General features: G+C 44.6%; 31 protein-coding genes. 17 read left to right on the plus strand and 14 right to left on the minus strand.

The window, feature by feature from the left end; translation table 11 throughout:
* Positions 1 to 4: 4 nt before the first annotated feature.
* Positions 5 to 949, plus strand: coding sequence for an osmoprotectant ABC transporter substrate-binding protein (locus tag FC83_RS09920; RefSeq protein ID WP_035453361.1), 945 nt, complete (start codon positions 5 to 7; stop codon positions 947 to 949).
* Positions 942 to 1,595, plus strand: coding sequence for an ABC transporter permease (locus tag FC83_RS09925; protein WP_057002722.1), 654 nt, complete (start codon positions 942 to 944; stop codon positions 1,593 to 1,595). The genes FC83_RS09920 and FC83_RS09925 overlap by 8 nt, the downstream gene beginning before the upstream one ends.
* A 55-nt stretch (positions 1,596 to 1,650) precedes the next feature.
* On the opposite strand, the gene FC83_RS09930 is transcribed toward FC83_RS09925, so the two are convergent.
* The 5 genes from FC83_RS09930 to FC83_RS09950 form a co-directional block, all read right to left on the minus strand.
* Positions 1,651 to 2,058 (minus strand): hypothetical protein, encoded by a 408-nt coding sequence (locus tag FC83_RS09930; RefSeq protein WP_035453364.1) that lies wholly within the window; start codon positions 2,056 to 2,058, stop codon positions 1,651 to 1,653.
* An 11-nt stretch (positions 2,059 to 2,069) separates the two neighbouring features.
* Positions 2,070 to 2,390 carry a hypothetical protein gene (locus FC83_RS09935; RefSeq protein ID WP_035453367.1) on the minus strand — a complete coding sequence of 107 codons (321 nt, stop codon included), beginning with the start codon at positions 2,388 to 2,390 and terminating at the stop codon, positions 2,070 to 2,072.
* Between the two features lie 37 nt (positions 2,391 to 2,427).
* On the minus strand, positions 2,428 to 2,895 hold the full coding sequence (locus tag FC83_RS09940) for a hypothetical protein (RefSeq protein ID WP_057002723.1): 468 nt from the start codon (positions 2,893 to 2,895) through the stop codon (positions 2,428 to 2,430).
* 84 nt (positions 2,896 to 2,979) lie between these two features.
* Complete coding sequence (locus FC83_RS09945; RefSeq protein WP_035453372.1) at positions 2,980 to 3,375, minus strand: hypothetical protein; 396 nt, start codon at positions 3,373 to 3,375, stop codon at positions 2,980 to 2,982.
* A gap of 9 nt (positions 3,376 to 3,384) precedes the next feature.
* Positions 3,385 to 4,068, minus strand: a complete 684-nt coding sequence (locus FC83_RS09950) for a hypothetical protein (protein ID WP_052004703.1) — start codon at positions 4,066 to 4,068, stop codon at positions 3,385 to 3,387.
* Between the two features lie 486 nt (positions 4,069 to 4,554).
* Here FC83_RS09950 and FC83_RS09955 point away from each other — a divergent pair, with 486 nt between their 5' ends.
* The 7 genes from FC83_RS09955 to cls all read left to right on the plus strand — a co-directional run bounded on the left by FC83_RS09955 (position 4,555) and on the right by cls (position 11,765).
* Entirely contained in the window at positions 4,555 to 5,727 is a 1,173-nt protein-coding gene (locus tag FC83_RS09955; protein ID WP_052004705.1) for a 2-isopropylmalate synthase, read from the plus strand.
* Positions 5,728 to 5,729: 2 nt separating this feature from the next.
* Complete coding sequence (gene leuB / locus FC83_RS09960; protein WP_035453374.1) at positions 5,730 to 6,815, plus strand: 3-isopropylmalate dehydrogenase; 1,086 nt, start codon at positions 5,730 to 5,732, stop codon at positions 6,813 to 6,815.
* The gene (leuC, locus tag FC83_RS09965) at positions 6,805 to 8,166 is read left to right on the plus strand and encodes a 3-isopropylmalate dehydratase large subunit (protein ID WP_035453443.1); all 1,362 of its coding nucleotides are present in this window, start codon (positions 6,805 to 6,807) and stop codon (positions 8,164 to 8,166) included. The genes leuB and leuC overlap by 11 nt, the downstream gene beginning before the upstream one ends.
* Positions 8,167 to 8,796 (plus strand): 3-isopropylmalate dehydratase small subunit, encoded by a 630-nt coding sequence (gene leuD / locus FC83_RS09970; protein ID WP_052004707.1) that lies wholly within the window; start codon positions 8,167 to 8,169, stop codon positions 8,794 to 8,796. It abuts the gene before it with no gap.
* A gap of 58 nt (positions 8,797 to 8,854) precedes the next feature.
* Positions 8,855 to 9,415, plus strand: coding sequence for a GNAT family N-acetyltransferase (locus tag FC83_RS09975; protein WP_052004709.1), 561 nt, complete (start codon positions 8,855 to 8,857; stop codon positions 9,413 to 9,415).
* A 73-nt stretch (positions 9,416 to 9,488) separates the two neighbouring features.
* Positions 9,489 to 10,181, plus strand: a complete 693-nt coding sequence (locus FC83_RS09980) for a zinc metallopeptidase (protein WP_035453446.1) — start codon at positions 9,489 to 9,491, stop codon at positions 10,179 to 10,181.
* 120 nt (positions 10,182 to 10,301) lie between these two features.
* Entirely contained in the window at positions 10,302 to 11,765 is a 1,464-nt protein-coding gene (cls, locus tag FC83_RS09985) for a cardiolipin synthase (RefSeq protein ID WP_057002724.1), read from the plus strand.
* 56 nt (positions 11,766 to 11,821) lie between these two features.
* Here the strand turns inward: cls and FC83_RS09990 are convergent, their stop codons facing one another.
* A complete protein-coding gene (locus FC83_RS09990) occupies positions 11,822 to 12,301 on the minus strand; it encodes a hypothetical protein (RefSeq protein WP_035453376.1) in 480 nt (159 codons plus the stop codon).
* Positions 12,302 to 12,393: 92 nt separating this feature from the next.
* Positions 12,394 to 12,591 carry a hypothetical protein gene (locus FC83_RS09995; protein WP_035453378.1) on the minus strand — a complete coding sequence of 66 codons (198 nt, stop codon included), beginning with the start codon at positions 12,589 to 12,591 and terminating at the stop codon, positions 12,394 to 12,396.
* A gap of 235 nt (positions 12,592 to 12,826) precedes the next feature.
* Here FC83_RS09995 and FC83_RS10000 point away from each other — a divergent pair, with 235 nt between their 5' ends.
* The 4 genes from FC83_RS10000 (at position 12,827) to FC83_RS10010 (ending at position 17,018) form a co-directional block, all read left to right on the plus strand.
* Entirely contained in the window at positions 12,827 to 13,567 is a 741-nt protein-coding gene (locus tag FC83_RS10000; protein WP_035453379.1) for a Fic family protein, read from the plus strand.
* A 181-nt stretch (positions 13,568 to 13,748) separates the two neighbouring features.
* On the plus strand, positions 13,749 to 13,925 hold the full coding sequence (locus FC83_RS17080) for a hypothetical protein (RefSeq protein ID WP_156405591.1): 177 nt from the start codon (positions 13,749 to 13,751) through the stop codon (positions 13,923 to 13,925).
* A 963-nt stretch (positions 13,926 to 14,888) separates the two neighbouring features.
* Complete coding sequence (locus tag FC83_RS10005) at positions 14,889 to 16,235, plus strand: MFS transporter (RefSeq protein ID WP_035453380.1); 1,347 nt, start codon at positions 14,889 to 14,891, stop codon at positions 16,233 to 16,235.
* A gap of 18 nt (positions 16,236 to 16,253) precedes the next feature.
* A complete protein-coding gene (locus tag FC83_RS10010) occupies positions 16,254 to 17,018 on the plus strand; it encodes a class I SAM-dependent methyltransferase (RefSeq protein ID WP_057002725.1) in 765 nt (254 codons plus the stop codon).
* Between the two features lie 64 nt (positions 17,019 to 17,082).
* On the opposite strand, the gene FC83_RS10015 is transcribed toward FC83_RS10010, so the two are convergent.
* A complete protein-coding gene (locus FC83_RS10015) occupies positions 17,083 to 17,856 on the minus strand; it encodes a gamma-glutamyl-gamma-aminobutyrate hydrolase family protein (protein WP_052004710.1) in 774 nt (257 codons plus the stop codon).
* A 109-nt stretch (positions 17,857 to 17,965) separates the two neighbouring features.
* Between FC83_RS10015 and FC83_RS10020 the strand changes: the two genes are divergently transcribed.
* From FC83_RS10020 to FC83_RS10045, 4 genes are all read left to right on the plus strand, one after another.
* Positions 17,966 to 18,166, plus strand: a complete 201-nt coding sequence (locus FC83_RS10020) for a hypothetical protein (protein ID WP_156405592.1) — start codon at positions 17,966 to 17,968, stop codon at positions 18,164 to 18,166.
* Between the two features lie 595 nt (positions 18,167 to 18,761).
* On the plus strand, positions 18,762 to 19,205 hold the full coding sequence (locus FC83_RS10030) for a hypothetical protein (protein WP_057002726.1): 444 nt from the start codon (positions 18,762 to 18,764) through the stop codon (positions 19,203 to 19,205).
* A gap of 311 nt (positions 19,206 to 19,516) precedes the next feature.
* Positions 19,517 to 19,735 carry a hypothetical protein gene (locus FC83_RS10035; protein ID WP_035453388.1) on the plus strand — a complete coding sequence of 73 codons (219 nt, stop codon included), beginning with the start codon at positions 19,517 to 19,519 and terminating at the stop codon, positions 19,733 to 19,735.
* A gap of 1,153 nt (positions 19,736 to 20,888) precedes the next feature.
* Positions 20,889 to 21,161: a hypothetical protein gene (locus tag FC83_RS10045; protein WP_035453392.1), complete on the plus strand. Its 273-nt coding sequence runs from the start codon at positions 20,889 to 20,891 to the stop codon at positions 21,159 to 21,161.
* A 48-nt stretch (positions 21,162 to 21,209) separates the two neighbouring features.
* Here FC83_RS10045 and FC83_RS10050 read toward each other — a convergent pair whose 3' ends face one another.
* From FC83_RS10050 to FC83_RS10070, 6 genes are all read right to left on the minus strand, one after another.
* Positions 21,210 to 22,532, minus strand: coding sequence for a sensor histidine kinase (locus FC83_RS10050; protein ID WP_035453394.1), 1,323 nt, complete (start codon positions 22,530 to 22,532; stop codon positions 21,210 to 21,212).
* A gap of 2 nt (positions 22,533 to 22,534) precedes the next feature.
* Positions 22,535 to 22,666 carry a hypothetical protein gene (locus tag FC83_RS17560; RefSeq protein ID WP_268744863.1) on the minus strand — a complete coding sequence of 44 codons (132 nt, stop codon included), beginning with the start codon at positions 22,664 to 22,666 and terminating at the stop codon, positions 22,535 to 22,537.
* Positions 22,667 to 22,714: 48 nt separating this feature from the next.
* Positions 22,715 to 23,482, minus strand: coding sequence for a response regulator transcription factor (locus FC83_RS10055; RefSeq protein WP_338028712.1), 768 nt, complete (start codon positions 23,480 to 23,482; stop codon positions 22,715 to 22,717).
* Positions 23,483 to 23,570: 88 nt separating this feature from the next.
* On the minus strand, positions 23,571 to 25,073 hold the full coding sequence (locus FC83_RS10060; RefSeq protein WP_035453398.1) for a DUF438 domain-containing protein: 1,503 nt from the start codon (positions 25,071 to 25,073) through the stop codon (positions 23,571 to 23,573).
* Positions 25,073 to 25,300 carry a DUF1858 domain-containing protein gene (locus FC83_RS10065; protein ID WP_035453400.1) on the minus strand — a complete coding sequence of 76 codons (228 nt, stop codon included), beginning with the start codon at positions 25,298 to 25,300 and terminating at the stop codon, positions 25,073 to 25,075. Before FC83_RS10065 ends, FC83_RS10060 begins: the two co-directional genes overlap by 1 nt.
* A gap of 93 nt (positions 25,301 to 25,393) precedes the next feature.
* Entirely contained in the window at positions 25,394 to 26,011 is a 618-nt protein-coding gene (locus tag FC83_RS10070) for a glycerol-3-phosphate acyltransferase (RefSeq protein WP_057002727.1), read from the minus strand.
* Positions 26,012 to 26,057: the final 46 nt, after the last annotated feature.

Raw genomic sequence — 26,057 nt, forward strand, 5'->3', positions numbered from 1 at the left:
GATGATGAGAAAATTGACGAAAAAATTAGTTTTAAAATTATCCCTATTGGCCAGTACCCTGGTGTTAGTCCTGGGGGGCTGTGGCTTTCCGGGGGTCAGCAGCAGCAGTGGCGACACGATTCGGATTGCGGCCCAAAGCTCCACAGAGTCGCAAATCATGGCCAATATGTTGGCTGAATTGATCAATCATGAACTAGGTTATAAAACTACCTTGGTGAATAATCTGGGTTCCACCACCGTGGTCCATCAGGCCATGGTGCGCAACGACGCCGATATCTCCGCCACCCGTTATACCGGGACGGATTTGACCGCTACCTTGTTACTGCCGGTCCAAAAAGATCCTAAGATCGCTAGTAAAATTGTTAAGCGGGAATTCAAATCCCGGTATCACCAAACTTGGTTCCCAAGTTATGGCTTTGCGGATACTTACGCCTTCATGGTGACCCAAGCGACCGCTAAGAAAGATAAGCTCAATACTATTTCTGACTTAGGTAAAATTGCCCCTAACATGAATGCCGGGGTGGATGCGTCTTGGATGAATCGTAAGGGGGATGGCTATAAGGACTTCTCCCAAACGTATGGTTTTGATTTCAAACGGGTCTATCCTATGCAGATCGGCTTGGTCTACGATGCCGTGGAAGCTGGCAAGATGCAGGCAGTCTTGGGGTATTCCACCGATGGCCGGATTCAAAGTTATAATTTGAAAGTTTTAAAGGATAACAAACGCTTCTTCCCACCATATGACTGTTCCTTACTGGTGAACGACTCGGTCTTAAAGGCTCATCCTAAATTAGGACCACTGTTGCATCGCTTGGACGGTAAAATCGACGTGAAAACTATGCAAAAATTGAACTACAAAGTCGATGACCAGCTTTTGGAACCTTCAGTGGTGGCCCAGCAGTTCTTGAGTGCGCATAATTATTTCAAAGGAAGTGATCAAGATGAGTAGTTTAAGCACATGGGCGCAATTTTGGTACTATTTAGACCACAACGGCTCTTATGTCTTGAGTCAGTTCACCCGACATTTCTTAATTTCTATTTATGGCGTGCTCATTGCGGCCATTATTGGGATTCCTGTGGGCATTTTAATTGCCCGGCACAAGCATTTGAGTGATACCGTCATTGGCCTGGCCAACGTGATTCAAACCGTGCCGTCTTTGGCCATGCTGTCCATTATCATGTTAGGGCTGGGCCTGGGGGTCAATACCGTTATTGTGACGGTGTTCTTGTATTCCCTCTTGCCAATCATCAAAAACACCTATACCGGGATGGAAAATGTGGATAAGGATATTCTGGATTCTGGGAAAGGCATGGGGATGACGCCCTTTCAGATTTTATATATGGTGGAGCTGCCCCTATCCTTGTCGGTGATTATGGCCGGGATTCGCAATGCTTTAGTGGTGGCCATTGGGATCACGGCCATCGGTTCCTTCGTGGGTGCCGGTGGTCTGGGTGATATCATCATCCGGGGCACCAACGCCACCAACGGCGGGGCCATCATTCTAGCTGGGGCTTTACCCACAGCTTTGATGGCCATCATTTCTGATTTAGTCCTAGGCTTTATCCAACGGCGCATGGAAGCTAAACGCGCTTGATAAATACTCAAAAAGACCTGCTAGAACTGGTATCAGCCAGTCTTGGCAGGTCTTTTTAAGTGCCGCTATTAATCCCAGGGGGTATCACGTCTACTTTGACGATGTTGTAGCAAGGTAATAAGAAATTTGAGTGCTTGGCGTCTAACTGAGCAGTTAACGTCACCATGGACTTTCGATAAGCCCCCACCACATAGAGTCCACCAGATCGCGTTGTGCCTTGCACATCTGGATATTCAATCAACTTATCCGTTCGATGCTGCACTAAATATTTTGTGACTAAGGGTTGCTGTGTCACTTTTTCGATGGCCTGCGCGTTGTGAGTTTTTACAAATTGATTAAAATCATAACCAATCACATTACCCAGAAAAATACCGTAAGTCAAAAAGTGGATCATCAATATTGAAAAGGCGATTAGAATACCGCCAACACAGATACCAATGCCAAATTTGCTGCGTTTAGTCATGCTATAACCTCTTAACGTTGTTTGAACTTCTCAAAATAATCCTCAGCCCAGCGGCCGTAGATGTAGCCGAAAACCACATAACTCAACAAACCCCAAAAAGATAGTGCTACAAACTTCCCGGATAAGTAGAAATAGTACAGTTCCCCTGCACTAAGGGGCATCCCATAAATCAGATAAAACCAGCCAGAATATAATTTACGCACGTAGCCAGTACGCTGCCACTTTGCTTTTTTACTGTAACGTTTGTATAGAAATAAGCCTAAGAATCCAAAGCGCCGGCGCACGGGTTCAAAGCGTTGCTGCCAAACAAAATTATCTCGAACATCACGCATGCCAATCACCCCTATGTATTATGGTCAATGTTATCCTTTAATTTTGAAACCAAGCGCATACGGGCATATCAGGTGTTATCTCAGCGTAATTTCGCGTCGGGTAAGGTACAACTTCGGACGTCATTGGTCCGTTTGCCACTGGACCGGGTTGTAACTCACTTCGCTGTTGCCCCACCCCATCCATTTTGCTGATAAATTGACTAAAATCCATGGTCTGATAACCAATTCTTGGCCCAGACATTGGTGACGTCACCATACCATTTGAGTGACTACCCATCAGCGTATGGATGACCAATGTGTCCCCTTGAATATAGGTGGAAACATTGGTGTTAGCTGCATCAATTTGTTTGATGGTGTTTAACGTGGTAGCACTCATATTTTTGATTGAATAGCGCGCCACCAGATCCACGGGTTGCCCTGCGGCATAGGCGACTTTTGAGGAGCCTGCTAAAACCAACGCCAACAGCGCCATGGCAAACAGGCTCAGCAATCTCATCTTCTTCATCACATCAGACTTCTTTCAATTAATTTCGAAATTATTCTTGCACCTAGCATTCAGTCCCAGACACCTTCAAATCACGCTGCAAGTTCAAGGATTTAAAACACGTATCTGTACGATTTTAAATTTCGGTATCAAAAAATTGGCCCGCCCTTGGTCTAATTTTACGTATATATCTGTATGGACTTTATGAAAAGCGCCAACCATGTAAATCAAATTCTGTTTGCGACCATATGGCACAGCGTCTGATCCCCTCTTAATGCCCTCTGTTCTATATTTCAATAAATAATCGGTCATCACCTTATCATGCGTCACCGCTTGAATTTGACTGGCCTTATTTGCGCGAATAAAGGTATTTACATCACGGCTGATAAACCTTTCAGGAAAAACTACGTAAGTTACAAAGTGTGTCACTAAAACTAAAAACGTTATTATCGCAACACTAAGACAAAATCTTACGAATAGTTTGTTATGCCGCTTTATCATAAAACACCTCTAATTTCTAAACCAAGCTGTCATTGGTAATCCCGGAGTAATCTCAGAACAGTCATGGACACCAATGCCATTTTCGTCAAGCCCTTGGCATGCTGCCATTGATACAGATTCTTCCGAATAGCAACCATATGCGAGTGCATTATCATAACAGTCACTGCCGACAAAATCAATCCATGCTTGCGGTAAGCTATGCTTCCAATAATGGTGGTCGGAAGCAGGCCCATTTAAGCGATCACAATGTACATAGTCACCTGTCAATACCTTGTCTCCATTATCTTGTCCCTTATAGCCAGATCCAGGATTTATAATAACATTTGTTTGCTGTTCAGAATGACCTTGCTGATTTCTCATTTCATCCATTTTATCGATATATTCACCGAAGTCTAGCTTCTTATACCCAGTAGCATTCATTTCCATCTTTGAATCCATCTCATTACTAGGTCCGTTTCCAACCATCGTATCAATAACCAAGTTATCCCCTTCGACATGCGTAGAGACATCATCATGTTCAGCATCAATTTGTTTGATGGTCGCTAATGTTTTAGCATCCATATCCTTTAAAGAATATCGGGCCACCAAATCCACAGGTTGCGTTGCGGCATGCACCGGTTTTGATTGTCCAACCAAAACTAACAGCGCTAACATCGAGATACCAAAGAGTACAAATAATCTCATCTTCTTCATTACATAAGACTTCCTTCAATAAGTTTTGAAATTGATTTCTCAGTTTCAAAAGCAGTGTACCATTAGAAAACACTTCTGTGGAAACTTTTCCCTGAACGCTGGATTTTAGCCCCTGAACGCTGAATATTGGTCTATACCTCCAGAATAACCAGCTATTTTTAGACAAAATGATACCGATTTCAAGAATGGATTTCATCGGGAAAATTAAAATGAAATGAAAATAATTGTTGACTTTATTAAAATATGCGTTATATTATAACCATAAATTAATTCAGAAAGAGGGTTCGTCATTATGAAAATTCAAACAACAATTAACGTCAAAAATATGACGAACGCTCTAAATACTAACGCCTTATTATTATGACCTGGACTCGCACAATGTGTGGAGTCCTTTTCGTGTTACGAGAATGGGGCTTCCAAGTAAAACGCCTCATTCCATAATGAGGCGTTTTTATTTTACTGAAAATAAACTTGGAGGTTTTGGCTATGCGTAAAATTCAATTTTTTGATACAACATTGAGAGACGGGGAACAAACTGTAGGGGTTAATTTTAGCATCACTGAAAAAGTACAAATCGCTAAACAATTGGAACGTTGGGGTGTTGATGTCATTGAAGCCGGCTTCCCAATCGCGTCACCTAACGATTTCAAATGTGTTGAAGCCATTTCTAAAAACATCAAACACGCCCAAGTCACCGGGTTGGCTCGGATGACCTTTAAAGATATCGACGCTTGTACCGCTGCCACCAAAGACGCCGCCAACAAGCAGATCCACGTCTTCATCGCCACCAGCCCTGTCCATCGGGAAGCCAAGTTACATATGACCAAGGAACAAGTCCTCCATGAAATCGATGAGAAAGTCCGCTATGCCAAAAAGTTCTTTGACATCGTCCAATTCTCACCAGAAGATGCCACCAGAACTGAAATGGACTACTTGATCCAAGCTTGCCAGACGGCTATTGATGCCGGGGCTACCGTGGTTAATATCGCGGACACGGTTGGTTATTCCAATCCTGAAGAATTCGGTCACATCTTCGACGAATTGATCGCCAAAATTCCTAATTCGAACCGAGTGACCTTCTCTGCCCATTGTCATAACGACTTGGGCATGGCCACTGCCAACGCCATGGCAGCCATCAAACATGGTGCTGGTCGGGTGGAAGGTACCATCAATGGTATCGGCGAACGGGCTGGCAATACGGCTTTGGAAGAAGTCGCTGCCCAAATGTACGTCCGCAAAGACTACTATCAATGTGAAAACAACATCAACATGGCTGAAACTAAAAAAATCAGTGACATGGTCAGCGAATTCTCAGAAATTTCAATTCCTAAGAACAAAGCGGTCATCGGACCTTTCTCCTTCTCCCACGAATCTGGGATCCATCAAGATGGCTTCTTGAAAAACCATGCCACTTATGAAATCCTCACCCCTGAAACTGTGGGCATGCACCATAGCCAAATGCCCCTGGGTAAGTTGTCCGGCAGCCACGCAGTCATGGCCCGCTTGAACCAAATGGGCTATAAGGTGACCCGTGAAGACATGCGCGCCATTTTCCCAGCCTTCAAGGCCATTGCGGATACCGTGGATCTGGTATCTGAAAAAGATTTGAAAAATATTATGGAAAATAAACCTACTGAAATGATCAAGGAGGCTAACTAAGAATGCCAAATATTGCCGTATTACCTGGAGATTGTATCGGACCTGAGATTATGAACGCTGCCCTGGAAATTTTCAAAGCAGCCCAACAGGTCACCAACACCAACTACACAATCCAAAGTTATCCCTTTGGGGGCGCCGCTATTGATGCGGTGGGTGAACCTTTACCTGCCAGCACCCTAGCCGGAGCTAAAGCTGCCGATGCCGTGTTATTAGCGGCCATTGGTGGCCCCAAGTGGAACGATGCTAAGGAGCGGCCGGAAGCCGGTTTATTGAAAATTAGAAAATCTTTAAACCTGTTTGCCAACATTCGCCCCACTAAAATCACCCCAGGTATGGTGCAATATTCCCCTTTGAAACCAGACATTGCTAAGAATACCGATTTTGTCATCGTCCGGGAGTTAACTTCTGGCATCTACTTTGGCCAGCCCCGGCGTTTAGGGACTGCCGACGCCGTGGACACCAGCCATTATACTGAGGCGGAAATCAAACGCATCTTAGAAGTAGCCTTCACCATGGCCCAAAGTCGCCAAAAACATGTGACGGTGTTGGATAAAGCTAACGTGTTGGCTACCAGCAAGCTCTGGCGCCAAGTGGCCGCCACCGTGGCCCCAAATTACCCAGACGTGACCATGGACTTTGAATACGTGGATGCGGCAGCCATGAAAATCGTCAGCAACCCCACCCAGTTTGATGTCATCGCCACTTCGAATTTATTCGGGGATATCTTAAGTGATGAAGCCGCCGCCATTACCGGCTCTATTGGGACGATTCCTTCTGAAAGTCGGGGGATCGCGGGGCCAAACCTTTACGAACCGATCCATGGTTCCGCCCCGGATATCGCGGGCAAAGGCATTGCCAACCCCATCGCCATGATCAATTCCGTGGTGATGATGCTGACCAACACCTTCCACGATACCCAGACCGCTGGGGTCATTCAAAACGCATTAAATCAAACCATTGAAGCCGGGACGTTGACCCCTGATTTTGGCGGGAACGCCACCACGACCAGCATGACCACAGCAATTATTAAAGCAATTGAAGCTACGAAGGAGTCTGCTTATGTCAAAACCACAAACGATGTTCGATAAAATTTGGAATCAACATGTCATCACCGGCAAAGTCGGTGAACCCCAATTAATGTATGTGGATCTGCATTTGGTCCATGAAGTCACCTCCCCCCAGGCTTTTGAAGGCCTGCGGGAAAACCAGCGCCGGGTGCGGCGGCCAGATAAAACTTTCGCCACCATGGACCATAATGTCCCTACTAAAGATGTCTTCAACGTCAAAGATGCGATTGCCAAGAAACAAATGACTACCCTGCAGCATAATGCAGAAGAGTTTGGGGTGACCCTGGCCAGTGTGGGCACTGAGGATCAGGGGATTATCCACGTAGTGGGGCCGCAATTGGGCTTGACCCAACCCGGGAAAATCATCGTTTGTGGGGATTCCCATACTTCCACCCATGGGGCTTTTGGGGCCATCGCCTTTGGAATCGGGACTTCTGAGGTGGAGCATGTTTTTGCCACCCAGACGATTTGGCAGCAAAAACCTAAGACCATGGGCATTCATATCCATGGCGATTTGCAAAATGGGGTCACGGCCAAGGATATTATCATGGCGTTGATTGGTCAAAACGGCTTTGACTATTTCACCGGTTACGCCATTGAATTCTATGGTAATGTCATTGATGCCATGTCCATGGAAGAACGGATGACCATGTGCAATATGGTCATTGAAGGCGGGGCTAAGATGGGCCAGATGAAACCGGACCAGACCACCTTTGATTATGTCCGGGGCCGCAAATATGCGCCACGGGATATGGCCGCGGCCATTGATTATTGGTCCCAATTTTATACCGATGATCCTAGTGCTTATGATCAGGTCATGGACTTTGATGTGTCCACCCTGGCCCCTTATGTCACTTGGGGCACTAATCCGGGGATGGCGATCCCCATTGATGGGCAATTCCCAGAACCTAAAGATATCAACGATGAAAAAGCTTATAAATATGTGGGTTTGACCCCAGGCCATAGTCCTGAAGAAATCAAATTAGGTTTTGCCTTCTTTGGCTCCTGTACCAACGGACGCCTAGCGGACTTAAAGGCTGCAGCTAACATTTTAAAGGGTCACCACATTGCGCCAGGACTCACCGCCCTAGTGGTCCCGGGCTCCATAGCCATTAAAGAAGCGGCTGAGGCCATTGGCTTGGATCAAATCTTCAAAGATGCCGGCTGTGACTGGCGCATGCCCGGTTGTTCAGCTTGTTTGGGGATGAACCCTGACCAAGTCCCAGCTGGAGTACACTGTGCTTCTACCTCCAACCGTAACTTTGAAGGCCGCCAAGGTGCCGGTTCCATCACCCACCTGGCCAGCCCACAAATGGTGGCCGCTGCCGCCATCCACGGTCATTTCATCGATATTCGAAAGGAAGCCATCTAAATGGAAAAATTCACGGTATTTGAAGGTAAACCCGCAGTCATCATGCGCAACGACATCGACACAGATCAATTGATCCCTAAGCAATTCTTGAAAAATATTTTAAAAACCGGTTACGGCATCAGCCTGTTTTACGACTGGCGCTATGACGAAAATGGCAAGCCTAGACCGGACTTTATTTTAAATAAACCTGAATATAAGGATGCCACGATCCTAGTGGCTGGCACCAACTTCGGTAGCGGGTCTTCCAGAGAACACGCCGCTTGGGCGTTAACCGACTTTGGGTTTAAAACGGTCATTGCCGAAGGCTTTGGCCCGATTTTTTACATGAACGCCACTAAAAACGGCCTGTTGCCCATCAAACTCAGCCATGATGACGTTCAATTCATCGGCCAAGCCACGGATCAAGACCGAATTAAAATCGACCTGCCCCAACAAACTGTGACTTTTAGGGGCAAGGCATTCCACTTTGATTTTGAAGAAATGTACCGTTACAAATTTATCAACGGCTTAGATGATATCGACATCACCCTACAGCACGAGGCTGAAATCACCCAGTTTGAAAACAAATTGCCGGACTTTGCGGCCAACAATCCCGGGGATATGTCTAAATCTGAGCTTGAAAAGGTCTGAAAACGCCAAGCTGTGGTAAAATCTTCCTAGATTATTTTTTATAAGGAGGTTTGCCAAGATGGCACGTTTTGAAAAATATCATCCAATTATGACGGCCCACTATACTTTAGATTGGCTCACAGCCTTTAAAGTTAAAGAAATCAATGCGTTGCGCCAAGATGCCACGGTGGCCCAGGCCATGCATCGGCCCGCCGATGTGCATTTGACGGATACGGTGGAATACGTCAGCCATGAGATGTTACAAATTATGAGCGATAAAAAGCTCGTCTGGGGTATTCAGGAGCGGTCTAACCAGACCTTCCTGGGTATTTTTGTGTTCCAAAACTTTGATAAGGCTGCTAATTCCGCCGAAGTGCAATACGAGTTACTACCCCAATTTCAACAACAGGGCATCATGTCGGAAATTTTGCAGCATATGACCCGCTTTGCCTTTGATGAATTGCACTTAGCCCAATTACAGGCGGTGATTTATCAAGACCAACCCGGGGCGGATGCGGTGTTGAAAAATGCCGGCTTCCACGTGCGGGAGGATTTAACGGTACTGGACCATGATCCCAGTGTGTCCCCGGATAAATTCGTGGTTTACACCTTGGAACAGTCCGGGCCTGCGGGGAAATAATTCTTTGGACTGATGACTTTGCCTTGGCTTTTTGGGACAATAGGGATATTGAAAGGACGTGTTCGAATTGTTCATGCCATTTTTTGACCCCACCTTTATCCTGGTTATTTTGGGCTTGGCCCTGTCTGGCATGGCCTCGGCTTACGTGAACAGCACGTACCGCAAATACGATGAAGTTCGCAGTCAGCGGGGCGTCACTGCCACTGAAGCCGCCCGTTATATTTTAGATGACGCTGGTATTCACGATGTGCAGATCCGCCAGATCAGTGGTGATTTGACCGATAACTACGACGCTAAAAACAAATTGCTAAGCTTGTCCGAATCCACGGCCGATTCCACCTCCGTGGCCGCCATCGGGGTGGCTGCCCATGAAGTGGGCCATGCCATTCAAGATCATACCAATTACTTGCCCCTGCGCTTACGGGCGGGCTTAGTGCCTTTAACCAATATTGGCACTACCATCTCATTTCCCTTGATTATTTTAGGGGTGATCATGAGTTGGAACCAAACTCTGATTCACATCGGGATCGCCGCTTTTGCCATTGCTTTGATTTTCCAGCTGGTGACCTTACCGGTGGAATTCAACGCCTCCATGCGGGCTGTGTCGATTTTAGCCAACGGGGATTTGTTAAATTCCGAAGAAGTCCCCTTGGTTAAAAAAGTGCTGACCGCGGCAGCGTTGACTTATGTGGCGGCGGCGCTAGCCACTTTCTTACAGTTATTAAGATTGGTGCTGTTATTTGGCAACAATCGGGATAATAATTGACCCTTTAAATGTCAGTGAGTACAGCTTTAATTGTGTACTCACTTTTTTTCGTTTGACAAACTGTTACAGTTATTCCATCATTATAAACATGAGAAGTTACCACGTTGACGGGAGATAATTATGGGCATTATTTTGGACGCATTAATTGTCATATTGGTCATCAATACGGTCACCGCCATGCTGACGGTTTTCCATAGACCTAGAAATATCACTTCCACCTTGGCTTGGCTGTTAGCCCTATTGCTGCTGCCGGTGGTGGGTTTTTTGCTTTATGCTTTTTTAGGCCGGGGTATTGCCCAAGAGAATATCTTTGACATCTCCCATCAAGAGCACATTGGCTTGGCCCGGATCAAGCACATGATTTTAAACGATAACAAACTGGAAAGCCAACGGGACAACCCCGCCAGCACCACCCACCGGGCGAAGTTGTTGATTCACTACTTCAACCGCACCGAAGACTCCCCTTTAACCAAGCGTAATAAGGTAAAAATTTTTACCGATGGGGAAGCGAAGTTTAAAGCCCTGTTCGAAGATATCCGGGGGGCCAAGGAAACCATCCATGTGGAGTATTATTCCTTCTTCAACGACGAAATCGGCAATGAATTTCTAAGACTGCTGGAACAAAAAGCCAAAGAAGGCTTAGAGGTCCGCTTGATTTATGATCCTTGGGGCTCGCCCAAGGCCAACAAGCGCTGGTTTGCCCCTTTTGTGGCTCTCGGTGGCGAAGTGGCACCTTTTATCACCTCCCAAAACCTCATTGCCAAAACCCGGCTGAATTACCATCTGCACCGGAAAATCGTGGTGGTGGATGGGATGACCAGCTGGACTGGGGGTTTTAACGTGGGCGACCAATATTTGGGCCGCAAGAAGAAATTTGGCTATTGGCGGGACACCCACATTCGCATTGTGGGCACGGCCAGTTCTTCCTTGCAGGAACGTTTTATCATGGACTGGAATGCGTCGGTGAAACACGAGGACCAAAAAGTATCTTACAACGAAAAGTACTTCCGCACGCCAGATCCCCTATTGACCGGGACCAGCAATATCCAAGTGGTCTCTGATGGCCCCGACAGTCAAGAAGAGATTTTAAAGGGTGGCACAATTCGAGCGATTTTAGAGGCAAAGAAGTCTATTTTGATCCAATCCCCTTATTTGATTCCGGACGAACCCATGATCAACGCCTTAATGGTGGCGGCCCGCTCTGGTATCAATATTAAAATTATGATTCCTTGTATGCCCGACCATCCTTTCATCTATCGGGCGACCCAGTATTACGCCAATTTCTTACAGCGTCTAGGCATTGAAATTTACATTTATGAAAATGGCTTTCTCCATGCTAAGACCCTGGTCATCGATAATGAAATTTGTTCGGTGGGCTCCATGAATCAGGACTTCCGCAGTTATGCTTTGAATTTTGAATGTAATACATATATCTATGACAGCGAAGTCAGCCAACAATTGACCGAAATTTTCTTTGATGACATGCTGAAATCTACTTTATTGACCGATGACATGATCGAACATCAAGGGCGCTGGTTGAAATTCAAACAGTACTTCTCCCGCCTCTTGTCACCTATTTTGTAGCAAAGTAAAAGAGATTCAAAACGAAGCTAGGCCGTTTTGAATCTCTTTTTTTTTGCTTATAATTGGTTAATGTTCTCCACGTTAATTTCAACATTATCCGGTATGTGTTTTTGCAGCTCGCTGCGGATGGCTTCCACCGTTTGGTTAAAAGTCAATTGAACCCGCTGTTGGGTACTGGTCATGAAGATGCCCACCACCCGGTTTTTACCCCCGGGCAAGTCGATGGGGATCAAAGTGACTTCCGCAAAAGTTTTGTAGTCGATGACCCGGGAGAAAAAGCCCGTGGTCACTAACCGCCTGGACCCAACGCCGCCGACCCCATTCATAATACTCACTAGGATAAACAAGGATACCGCCACGATATAAGGCCAATTGCTGGCCGCTGGGGTGGCAAGGATCCAAGCACTAAACACAATACCTAAAATTGCGGAGAAATAATTGTAGCGCGCCCGCAAGATAATCTGGGACTGCCAATAAACGCTATAGGCCGCGCTGGCAAACATCCCTACGTCTAAAATTAATACAAAAATACTCATAATGGGGCACCTCCACTCATCATTGGTGCTTATAAGTACCATTATATACTAGATTTGGTAAAAACATAGGAAAGTCCCGGATTAATTTTGATTCAGCGCTGAAATGTGAACACATCCTTCATCATTTCAAAGCGCTGGCCCATTTCTTTGGTGAAACGTTGGTTGAAGATAGGGCCCATGCCAAAGTGGTCGTGCTGAACCAACGTAAATAAGCCTAAGTTCCCCAAAATAATGACAATGACCGTTAACAAGAGTGCTAGTCTCAATTTACCTTTGTAAAAGCGCCCCATCTCGCCACCTCCATGACACCGTTATCATTAATTTTTCTTATAGTTTTTAGCTTAGCAGGTTGACTTGATTGCTGTAAATCACTGGGGAGTGGTTGGGGCTGGTAGGCTAGTGCTGGCAAGGTTTGCCGCGGGTTTGGTTGGTGGGGGGATTAGATAACAGCTGTTATGGTTTGTGCTAAATTTGTTGTTGGCGTACAATGGCTGACACCCATAACTCATTTTTGGAGGTGATTGTATGCAGTACACTGCCTTAGCCAGATTGATAATGGCACTTGGGTCATTCAATAATTATCGTAGTACCGCTTATCAAACGAAATTGGCGTTGGCGCACCATAGCACGGCCTACTTGTGCCAAACTGAAACGGACATTGCTATCTTTACCGATGCGCTAAAGGGCATTGCGGCCATTCAAAAAATTGGTTTCAATACCCAAAGCATCATAGCTGTCAACCGGGTTTTTGACTCGCCTGCAAAAATACAACCCACGGCACCAGGCCGACTGCGCAATGCCCAAATTCATACTGACGATAAAATTGTCATTCCCTTAGGTTCCAGAACAAAAATTGCCTATTATCCCCCCGCGGTAATCACCCCGCAAGATTTAGAGGTAATCGTGACCCAATATCAGCATTCGCCCCAACAAGAGCGAGATGCTTGGCGGGTATTCGCGCAGCTGGCAAAATTGCAACCTTTTCAAGATGGCAATAAAAGAACTGCTTTAATCGCCACAAATGCGGCTTTTGATACGTTAAAATCTGGCGACTATTTGATCCTACCCACCAATGATTTGGATTTGGCCGATTTTATGATTGGCCTCATGCGTTACTACGCGGCCACGGACACTACGGGCGAGAATCAGGCACTGGCTAGAATGCTGCAGTTGTTACCATCAGCTGCTGAGCGCCATCAAGAACTGACCAAACCGATCACCTCAGAAAAACCACTAGACCCGAAAACCATTCGAATCAAGCCGTAGTTCCGAAAGCCGGACTAGGACTGGTGTATAAAAAACATCGACAATCAATTACTCAAGCCTGATTGTTATGGCTTGACCCATCTGAACCATGATCATAAAATAATAATGAAAAGGCTTTCTCACGTTGCTCGTTTGCGCTATTTCTGCTGTTACATTAGGTTTTTGCAGGGATGTGGTAAAAATGATGAACAAATTGTCCCTTGGTTATCGGATTCTCGCATTGATTGCGGTGACGATTGCTTTAATTGCCACGCTTATCTATGGCCTAACCAATCCGTTAACACAACTTGTTTATGGCATGTTGACCCTGATTGTGGTATTGCTTTACATTATCAACCAAAAGAAACATTCGTCTTAGTGGGGCTGGAATAAACGCCTTGACCCAACAAATTAAAGAGATGAGTTTTCATTTTTCTGGAAAACTCATCTCTTTTTTGTACGTTATTCATTCAAGACCAGCGTTTAACGTCAAAAATCCAGCGCTCATGACATTTTTCTCCGCTTTATCCATTCTTACTTTATAATATGCTCGTTCACAAATCTTAACGTCTAGTTTATTACTTGTCGTTATCAACGGTAGGTGATTCTATTGTATTTGTTAGCTACTACACTCGTACTTATTCTTGGTCTGCTTCTCAATCATTTTGTTTGGAGATCGAACCGGAAATTAATTGGTCCCGGAATATATTTTATTGGCAGTGCTTATGTTTTGTTACTCATTGTCTCGGCTTTATTTCAACTTTATTCCAAAACATTACTAGCTCTCGTTGTCATTGCGGTAATTTTATATGCGGTATACATCCTGATTAAACAACATAAGCAGACCTAGGACCCTCTCAAAATGGGAACCGCTGAAAAATATCCTAATGGCCTTGAATCAAGGCATTACCCACTGCCGCCTTTTAATGGTCCGGCTTGAATGTATCGTAATAAATCCCTAGGGTGCCTCAAGATCTTCTATACATCAATAATTACTTAATCGTCAGTAGTTTTGTTAAGCCGCGGCGGTTCATCTTGAAGAAACTATCTAAGCAATTGCCCAAGTACTTAATCTTTGTGGCAATTACTTAAGATAGTTTTTTCTTGGTCTAGCTGCCCAGCGTCTTACCGAAGGGATTACCCGCATTAAGGCATTGCTATGACTAATTTTATTGTTACTTGACGGCGCTTTAAAAGCGTCATAAGATAATTAATGTAAGCGATTGCATTAATAAGGGGTATAAATGTCACTATCCGCTAGTTAACCGGTGCTGAATCGGGAAGTTCAGCACCTAAAAATTACTGCAGATATGGCTTACATAAAAATGGGAGCGTGGATAAAATGAGAACAACAGGTACAGGTTACGAAGCTCGTGAACCGGAAAAATTCAGCCGGTTCCTATATCGTCAAAAAGTCGTCTTTTTAGTGGCTTTTGTGGGTTATGTCTGTGCGTATTTAGTCCGAAACAACTTCAAGTTGATGTCTAAAGATATGATCGAAGTCTATGGTTGGAACAAATTAAATGTCGCTTTTCTACTAACTTGCTTTACTGTGACCTATGGCTTAGGAAAATTCTTTATGGGTGCTTTAGCTGACCGAGTTAGTCTTCGTAAGTTATTCGCTGGCGCGTTGGGCATGAGTGCCTTGCTTTGTATCGCCATTGGTTTTACTCGCCAATTTGCGGTTATCGCTATCCTCTTAATTTTGACGGGATTGATTCAAGGCGCCTTGGCCCCAAGTTCACAAGCAATGATTGCCAACTATTTTCCTAATAAAAGCCGGGGCGGCGCCATTGCCGGTTGGAATGTGTCTCAAAATGTAGGCTCGGCTATGCTGCCCCTGATTATCGGGGTTTTAGGGGTGGCTGCTCCTGGCAATATTTCCTTAGCTTTCATCGTTCCTGGCGTGATGGTATTGCTCTTAGCGTTTCTGATGTGGAAATTAGGCGGCGATAATCCGGAAGCAGAGGGCTTGAACAGTCTCAAAGAAATGTATGGGGATGAAGGTGAACCCAATGTGGGTGAAGACAGTGATACGACGTTGTCTTATTGGACCTTAATCAAAAAATATGTTTTCCTCAATCCAGGTATTCTCCTGGTGGGTTTTATCAACGCTGCTTTATACTTCGTCCGCTTTGGGGTGGAGGATTGGATGCCGATTTATCTAAGCCACGAGGCTGGTTTTAGCGACGCCCAATTTTTGACAGCGATTTCTGTTTTGGAATGGGTAGCTGTGCCCGGCTCCTTCTTATTTGCCTGGCTAGCTGTGAAATTTGCCAATAAAATGACCATTATCGGCGCCATTGGCCTCTTTTTAATGGCTGGTCTTATCTTCTACTACGAAACGATCCATAATACCGGTGGCAGTTCTTACGCTCAACTACTGATTGTATCTGGATTATTAGGCACTTTAATCTATGGCCCCCAACTCATCGTCAATATTTTGACCCTGAACTTCGTACCTTTAAAAGTGGCCGGTACGGCATTGGGCTTTGTGGGCTTAATGGCTTATATGCTGGGCAATCTGGGTTCCAACTGGCTCATGCCAATTTTAGCCGACAACTTATCCTGGACAGCCTCTTACATGGTGGTAGCCGCCCTGTCCGCCTTATCCGGTATTGGCTATTTGACCCTCTCACGGCGGGAACGCAAAGCCGTCAAGGTCCACGAAACTAACAATGATGATTAACTGAAAGGAACGACATCTATGAACGCCTACCGAAACCTGTCTGCAAAGTGTTACCAAATCGATAAATATGTGGGGAAATCCTTTGGAGACGTTGAATATTATTATGAGCGCGTTAAAAATGTTGCCGGCAAGATCTTAGAACCGGCCGTGGGTAACGGCCGGATCATGATTCCCCTGCTGGAAAAGGGCTTAACCGTAGATGGTTTCGACTATTCAGAGGATATGTTGCAATTAGCTGTTGCCAACTGTCAAAGCCGCGGTCTTACCCCAAATCTATCAAAACTAGATATGACCGATTTTGCCATCGGGCAGGTCTATGATGCCATTATTATCCCCACTGGTTCGTTCTTATTGCTAGACCAACTAGCGAAAGCCAAAGCCGCACTACGTTGTTTTTATGGCCATTTGGCAGAAAATGGTCGGCTGCTTGTAGATATCTTTTTACCAGAAGCTGCGCAAAAGGGGTTTATCAATAAACGTACTTTTGTAAGTGGTCCTGATGAATTGATAACCTTAGAAGAAACTTTGGTAGCCACGGATGCCATCCAACAAGTGAATACGTATCACAATCGTTATGAGCAGTGGCAAAGCGGTGCGCTACTGGCGACAGAGTTAGAATTGTTCCCGTTGAAATGGTATGGGGTCGAAGAATTCCGTTTGCTTCTAGCGGCTACTGGCTTTACTGAAATCACAATTTCGGCTAACTATCACTATGGTCACTACCCCACTGATCCTAGCCAAACCATTACCTTTGAAGCCAAGAAGCCTGCACGACCTGAGTAACCAACTGCTAGTATACAAAAAAGCTAGGCCCGAATTTAAATCAGGTCTAGCTTTTATTTTTAGCTTAAGAAATGGAGCGTAAGCCACTGGTACTCAAGGTGACGGTGCCCATGTTTAATTTTGTCCGGGCAATGAAGTCATCGAATAGGGCTTGATCTTCACTTTGTTGGTCGGCTAAGTTCTCCGGATGCCACTGAACAGCTACGATGTTGTCATTTTTGTTGCTTTCAATGGCTTCAACGATGCCATCAGGTGCTTTGGCCGTCACATGCAGGCCCCGGCCCACTTTGTGAATAGCTTGGTGGTGGCGGGAATTGACGTAAAGTCTAGTGCCGACCACATCGGATAAGTGGCTTGAACTGGCAACTTTAATATCATGGGCGGGCAAATCCCCGGCAATCAATTGGTTGTGTTCAATATAAGCAGAATCCACTTGGGTATCAATATCTTGGTACAAATCGCCGCCTAAAGCGACGTTGATCAATTGAGCCCCACGACAGACAGCAAAGATGGTTTTATGCGTCTGAATCGCGGCATTTAAAATCATGACTTCGAATTCATCCCGGTTAAAACACGTCTTGCCAAGGTGAGCGCCCAATCTTTGATGATAGAGATTAGGAGAAACATCTGGACCGCCAAGGAACATGACGCCATCACCCATAGACATATAAGCAGCCACATCATCTTCATTTAGTGAGTATGGCAAAACAATTGGCAAGCCGCCGGCGCGTTGAATCGCGTCAACGACTGGACGTGGGACATAGTCAGCATGGACTTGGTTGATCAATTCAGCTTCTTCCAAGTTGACGTCCGCAGGGATTAAAATTCTTGGCTTCATCCAGTATTCCTCCTTCATTCATATTTGAATCTACATGGAATGTATGATACTACAAAAGGCGCCATAAAGCAATATACTAGCTTGTTTCTGGATCAGAATAGTCTGGTTGTTGCTGGGTATTGGCATCCACGTTTTGGTGGATCACCTTTGGAACGGCAGCAGCGATACGATCCTCACCTATTTGGGGTTAACCCTATTGATTCAACGGGGACTTGTTTGGTTGCGAGCCACAGCTAAATTTCCAGAAGCTACCCAGAAAACAGCCCTGTATGCCCAGACCAGAAAAGCACAGCGGCGGGCTAAAAGTTAAGGCAGTTCGCCAGTCGTTTTAATACCCTTTTAGGCTTTGTCGTTTTATAATATAGGTATCAATCCTCGATGCTAGCAATTGTATCAGCAACTGACCAATCATATGTCTTACCCGTGCTAATCAACCACAAACTGAGGTGGTCGTCATGCGCTTATCTATTAGAGTTCAAGGCGTTATTTGGATCATCAGTTATTTAGGTCTGGTTGTTCTGAGTATCTATTCACTCAAAACTTCAAGCTTTTCCGAGCCACCCTGGTATCTGCTTGGTGGTTTCTGCCTATTAGTTCTCGAATATTCAATCACCAAAGACTTCTATAAAAAATTTATTCAGGCCTGGCATGAAATATGGCTTAAGTTCATTAACTTATTTCTACCAGAAAGCAAAAAACGGCAACTCAAATAATTCTGTCAAAGACACCCCGAAAATAGGATTTCTCCCCACTATTTTCAGGGTGTTATTTTGTTGCAATTTTTAGACAGTTTCAAAAATTTAGACTCATCTGCGAAAAGAAACAGCGTTTAACTGCAAAAATCCAGCGTTCATTGAAATATTCCCCACAACACTAATTCTCGTTTTATAATGTGGTCATTGATAATGCCACCAGATAACACTTTGCAAAAGAAGGTAGATGCTGTCTTGCACAAGCACAAATTAAAACACATTTTAATCATTGCCTTTGCCTTGTTAGTTATGCTAATTCCCCTGGGCATCCACTTTGTGAGATACGACCTTTTCCCCGGCGATATGATTGGCGTTTCCTTTAACGAATTGATCCGGTCTAAGCATCAAAAAGAAGTTCGTAAGATTCTTAACAACAACCCTAAGGATTACAAATTTATTATGGCCCATAAAAAGCAAGGTGCTTGGGATGTGTCTGATCTTCAAGGCGGTGGCGTATATTACAAAGCCTATGTCGTTGCCAAATACGGCGGTCATGCAGTCGGAATCTGGGCTGCGCTTGATCATCGGAGATCAACTTACCTTAAACCTGTGTTTTATATCCTAAAAACCGAAGTTTATTATGACAAACATTCCTAACAAATGAGGTGACCTGATTGAAACTACCCATCAAAATACAAGGCATCATCTGGGGTCTCAGTTATTTGGGGGTAATCGCCTTAGTGTGCTATTCAATCACCCGTACAGATTCATCAGCCCCACCCTGGTATCTTTTCGGGGGTATCTTCTTAATGTTCCTGGACTTTACCTTCGCAAAAGACTTCTATGCTGTTCTTGCCACACCTTCCATAAACTATGGCTTCGGTTCATCAACTTATTTTTGCCTAAGCATAAAAAACGGCAATTGAAATAATGCATCCCTTTTAGCCATTCATTCAAGGAGGACTTCTATGAGAATCGCGATAAAACGTGGCAGTTCTTTATTTTTGAAAGTATTGCCAGTAGCGTTGATTCCAATCATCATCGAACTGATACGTGGCCAGCAGCTTAACTATATTTTGTTATTGGTGGCGCTGATAGTTATTTTAGGCCTGTTTACTATCCTTTTTTATACGGGCTTTTATGACAAATTAAAACACAAACTTCTAACCAATTTAAACCATGATTGAGGTGACAGCCATTGAATACCCTACCCACTTATTTACTGATCAGTCTAGCTTGCCTCAACTTCGGTATTTGGGCTAATAAAGAATACCGCCATAGCCCAATATTTCAACAGCTAAAATGGGGCAGTGGCCTGCTTGGTCTATTATTTCTGAGTACTGCTTTGATATATACCCTGCTCACCTCAGGGCTGACCGTACTATTGCTGCCCATTTTGCTGTTATTCTTGTTAATTTTAGGATTTATGATTAAAAATACTATGCTGAGCTGAAACATAAGGCATAATTTAGCCTGATTATGCTTTACAACACAACTAATCTCTGTAAGCTTCGTCCCTCCAAAAAACGCCACACTGTCAGCATTTCCCCACAGTATGGCGTTATTTTTTTGCATCTATTGAAACAGGTTTTACTCGATTATAGCAAATATAAACGTTATGAAAATGCGTTTAACCGCAATATCTACGCGTTTAACACATTTTTTACCACTACACTTATTTTCGTTTTATAATGTGGTTGTTAATGATCATTAGCATTTTGCTTATCATTTATTATTTGATAGTAAATAACTTTATCTTGTCTCACTTATACCTGAATTAATCAACTTGAAACTTCTGGCACGGAGGCAGGGATGGCGGCAATACTTCCAGGCGTAACAATCGCTGCAACTATCACTGCAACATACCTTGAGAAACTAGCGTCGGACCTCAATTATAATCAGTCTATACATCCAAATGATAAAATTTCTATTAATATAAATACCGATTTATTCTACACAATTGGTGTTTGGCATGATTAATGATTTCATCATAGAAAGTATGTGGTGTTCATGTTTTTACTAGGACTAACGTTCCTAATCGCTTTAGGTGTATGTTTAAACCGCTTTGTTTGGAAACCAAGAAAAAAACTGATTTCACCTTACTTAATTTGGATACAATTAATTGGTGTCTCATATTTATTTGCCATTTTATATCTAACACTATTCACAAATACTTCGACTAAAGTAACACGTTGGTTGGTCGTTATTCCGATAGTGGTAGTTGCTTTATGTCTTAAACACTTCGTTTTTAAGCGTCACAAATAATCCCAAAAAATATAGCAGCGGCTTAATCCTTTGACAATTCACAAAAATCACTGGCCACATTCGAGGGGGTACATTATGAAGAAACTATCTATGCGAACCCAAGGTGTACTTTGGGGGTCGAGCTATTTTATCGGTATTATTTTAGCCGGCTACGCTATTAGTAAAACTGGCACACCTACCCAATACAAGTGGGATCGTTATGCGGTTATTTATGGTTTTTGCTTATTGGCCCTGGAATCCACCATCACTAAAGATTTCTTCAAAAAATTACACCAGCATTTTCGTAGGCTATGGCTTAGATTTATCAACTTGTTCTTACCCGGCAATAAAAAGCGCCCTTTAAAATAAACCCAATTTAAAAACGCCACACTGTCAGCAGTCCCCCACAGTATGGCGTTATTTTCTTGCAATCATTAAATCTACGCTAAACTTACCTTCGGCCTGGCTATAGTCTAGGGCTAGCCCTGGGGTCTCATTGACGATTTTAGCCACAGTACTCAGACCAATCCCGGCGTGGCCGGTTTTGGCACTGACGCCGTATCGAAATACATCCCCTTTAAAATGAGCCGCCCCATTATTTTTAATGACCAGCTCCAAATTGTCGGCGTCATAGCGAATCAGGGCAACCTGAACAGCGGGGTTTACAGCGGTTTTCGCCGCTTCCAGGGCATTGTCCAGCAAAATACCGCTGATGCGATTAAAGGTCACCGGTGGCAGTATCGTATCTGTAATTGGCTGCCGACATTCAAAATGCACTGCGATGTGTTGGATATAAGCTGTGCGCAGTTTCTGCAAAAACAAACCTTGGACGGCGGGCACTTTGAGCGCAATTAAATCATCAGTTTGCTCCCCCAGTGCAATTTTAGCCACGGTCTTATCGGTTTGAACTTGGTTTAAAAAAGTTCTAGCGCCTTGATAATTTTGCGACTGTAGTAATTGATCCAGGGTTAACAATATATTTTGAAAATCATGTCGAAAGCGCCGTAATTCACTGTAATTCTGTTCCAAATTTTCATAAAACTGACGATTCAACTCGTCTTCATAATGTTGTTTTTGAGCCTGGGCTTTCAGTTGTTGGCCGTGAATGAAGGCCTGGGTGCCAAAGACCACGCCGATACTCATCAAGCCGATAAACACAAGAATCGGCCAAATCTGCCGATATTCCCCCCGGGTATATTCCACATTAAGCAGAATAAACTGAAAGGCGGCAAATACAATTATGGTCGCGATGGCAAAGGTTTGTTGCCGGGTAGGATCGGCTTTAAAAAAACGTTTAACCGCTGGCTTAAACAGGTTATAGTGCAATATTCCAAAAATAATAAGGGTCAAGATGAACTCAAGGAGCGTGGTGAATAATAAAACAATGGGTTGATTCACCATAACTTCTCTGGCCACCAACAAATAAACCGGCACTGTGCTAAGCAACATCAACGCTTCTTGGATTAAGCAAGCTAATAACATCAACGTCAACGTCAATAACTTATCCCGCCAATGTTGCCGTCGGATAAGCAGTGCCAACAGACCAGCATAGGCTAAATACCCCAGCGCTTCCAATCGAAAGGTATCAGCAACTAAGGCGGCAATAACCATGATACCCACATTTTTCAGCCAAAATTTGGCAGTCATTCGTTGTGGGACCAACGGCACTTGCAGCCAGAGGACCATGGCATAGAAAAAGAGAATCGATAAAAAATATGCCAATTCATTAAGGTGATACACGATTAAGATCTACCTGTGAAAAAACCGATGATTGTTTCAATCAGTGACGGATCATCAGACTGATCATCATAGCTTAGCGTTGTTATTAAGTTACCTAATACCCCGGTATGTTTTGGTACGGTTAATTTTGTCATATTATTCTCCTTCCACTTCTCAGGCAGTTTTTCATAGAACTTTAGACACTACCATAATAAATTGTTAAGTTTGCTCAAATTACGCGTGGCGATGGTACAAGTTTCGCCGTTTTCAAAGGTAATACGCCGTTGTTTTTGATCCAGGTCCACAATCCTTTCAGGATTCACCAAATAGCGTTTATGGGCCCGAAACAACGTGGCATAGCGACTTTGATAATCCTTCAATAACCCCCGGAATTCAGCCCGACCCTGCCGTTTATGTAGAATAACATCCCCCGTAGCGGGTTGCCCGGTTTCTAAAAACATGACATCTGTTAGGGGGATTTGGACCAGCTTAGGTCCCATTTTATACACAAAATTGCGCACATCGCCTTGAGCCGCAATTTCAAACCGGCGTTGAATGGTATCTAAGACCTTCCGGATAGCTTGGTCGGTCTGAGCCTCATCTGAATGCTTCACAATATAATCCAAGGCGCCCACTTGATATTCAAAGGTTAATGGGGCTAGTTCTGAATGGGTGGTGATAAATACAATCTGGGCATCCGGCATGGTCTCCCGGATTTTCAGCCCCACTTCTAAGCCTTGGCGCTGCTGGCCATTTAGTTCAATATCCAAAAAGAAAATAGGCTGGTGCAAACTCGCCCGGTGACGGTCCAGATAATCCAGCAACGCGTCAGCCTCCGCGGTGGCCAGTACAAAGTGCATATTATACTGAACTTGGATCATTAAATACTTCTCAATCGTGTCTTGGTAATGCTGCCGTTGTTCAGCGTTATCTTCCAGTAAAAAGATACCTGTAGTACTAGCCGCGATGATGAATCACCCCCTCAAAACTTTAATTTCTGTTATTGTACCATAATTTTTAGACAAAAAAATCACGACCAAAGCCGTGATTTCGTTGAAATTATAATGTCTTTTGCCCCGTTAAATTGCGAATTTCTGTCACATCCTGGGTCACTTCTAAGCAACCGAGATACTGCTGGTCCGCATCCCGGACGGCGAAGTAACGGATGTAGATGAATTTTTCCCCGTGGAGGTTGATCCAAAAGTCGGCGTGGTCTTGCTTGCCGGCTCTGAAATCATCTAAAATCTGTTGGACTTTAGGCATGCTCTTAGGGGGATGGCAGTTCACCACGGCCCGGCCGATAACGGCGGTGGTCCTTGGGAAGACCCGGTCGCCGTTGTCTGAGAACCAGCGAACGATATCTTGGTCATCCACAAAGGTGATATCCACTGGCAGTAAGGCTAACACATTGGTCAATTCCGTCAGATCCATGGTCCCCGTGGGGAAATTGATTTGAGCGGTACTATTTTCATCAATTTGAATATAGCTCTTGGCCTTCAACTTGCTGGCAGCAGCTTGGTCTTTCAGATGGTGGGGCAGTTCAGGTTGAGCTGAACTAGCGCCGGGAACTGGCTTAGCCGCTGGGGCGGCTGTATGGCTGGCCACCTTAGCTTGAATTTTTGTGGCTTTTTGACCCACGTCTTCTTGGGCCATGGCTTTGGCCATTTCGTTGAGTTCGGCAGCCATCTTGGAAGGTTTGCGCTTGGCCGCAGCTTCCCGGTCAGCATCGCTGGGTTGCCAAGGCAGTGGTTCAGGAATCAAGGTATAACCGGTTTCTTTACTTTCCGCGGCGATCAACCCCCAATCATCCGGGGTGAAAACTTCATCCACCATGGGAATCAAGATCTCTTCTTCTTTAAAAATCATTTCATCGATTTCTTTATCGGCTTTTTCCACGGCCGCTTCCAAATCATACTTGGCTGGCGGTGGGGTCTGCATGGCCAAGTTGTAAGCTGCCTTTACATAGCCACGAATGTCATCATCCACACCCCACATGACCTTAGGTGGCGCCGTGATGCCATAACGGTCCATGATTGGAAAAAGCAGATTTTCCTTGCGGGCATAGTGATTGTTGATAGTCAATAAATCCTTTAAGGCGTTTTGAATCCGTTTCAAGTAAGCCGCATCTTGGGTTGCCTGATCCTTGGCATGGCCGTTTAAGATATCTTGATCATTGGCATCGGAGCTTTGCTGCCAGCGTTTGACCACTGGGAGCAATTCGTTATCCAGCAAGGATTTGATCACCATATTTTCCAATTTCATGGTGGCGATGGGATGGCCCGGGGTTTGGGCTGCTGGGGATTCGTTGCCGTTATCTTTAATGGCCCCTTTAAAAACTGAGGCATGGACGTTACATAAATTTTGAATTTCCATAGGATTAAGGCCGGTGGCAATTAATTCCCGCTCAGCCGACGTGATTTCAGACACATCTACACTGGAAAAGGTTTCATCAAAGACCTTTTTAGCGTCTTCAAATTTGCCCCCTTCATGGAGCATCTTGAGGATTTCCACAATTTTCTTTTGGCGATAGACACTGTTATGTAGCTCTTCATTAGTTGCCATTATTGTTGCACCTCAAATCCTTGGTTTTGCAGTTCTGTGATAATTTGATCCAGGGGCACATGCTTCATGGCGGCCCCCTTGGGAATAGTCATGAAGCGGCCCATGGTATTTAAAATACCGGGTTTTTTAATATCTTCAAGACCCACATTATATAAAACATCCCCCACTTCCGGATGCTGAGTTACTAGTTCGTAAACGCTCTTGGATAAGTCAATCGTTTCAGTCATGGCATTGTCCTCCATTCAGTTCGCTTGGAGGGGTGCCCAATTGACCTAAAAAAAAGCCAATTGAGAAAACCTCTCAATTAGCATTCTACAGGATTATTGGGCTTTTTTAAAGCGCTTTAATAAATCAACTTTTTTCTGGGTCTTATTTTTGATGGCCACCAGGTCACTTCGGAAGCGAATGGCCATGATCACAGTCATCACCAGCATAATGACCCAAGCTTGGGTGGGATAGGCGAAGAGGCCAAACAGCGTGTCCGCCAGTAAAATCATGATGCCCCCCAAAGCTAAGTATTGGCTCCACAATAATACCGCTAAGGCGATCAACAGCGAGGTAAAGCCGATCAAAGGGTCGTATAACAACACCACCGCCACAGCCACCGCCACGCCTTTGCCCCCTTGAAACTTCAGCCATATCGGGAAGTTGTGACCTAAGGTGACCCCTAAGCCGGCGTAAATGATGGCCAAGCGGTCCACCCGTAACGCTGGGAACAAGCGCCAAGCCAGATACACCGCCAGTCCGGTTTTTAACAGGTCAAAGACCAAAACTAAAATACCGTAAATCTTACCCAATTCCGCCCCCACATTGGCTGTGCCCGGATTGCCGGAGCCAAAGGTTTTGGGACTCTTACCCGTCTTTATGTAAGAGATCACGTAGGCGAACAAGAAGTTGCCAAACACGTAACCAATTAACACACTATATAATTTATCCATAATAGCCTCCCTTGAAGTCTATTAAAGTATATAACAAAGCCCAGGA

Source organism: Agrilactobacillus composti DSM 18527 = JCM 14202 (genome assembly GCF_001436375.1).
Taxonomy (GTDB): domain Bacteria; phylum Bacillota; class Bacilli; order Lactobacillales; family Lactobacillaceae; genus Agrilactobacillus; species Agrilactobacillus composti.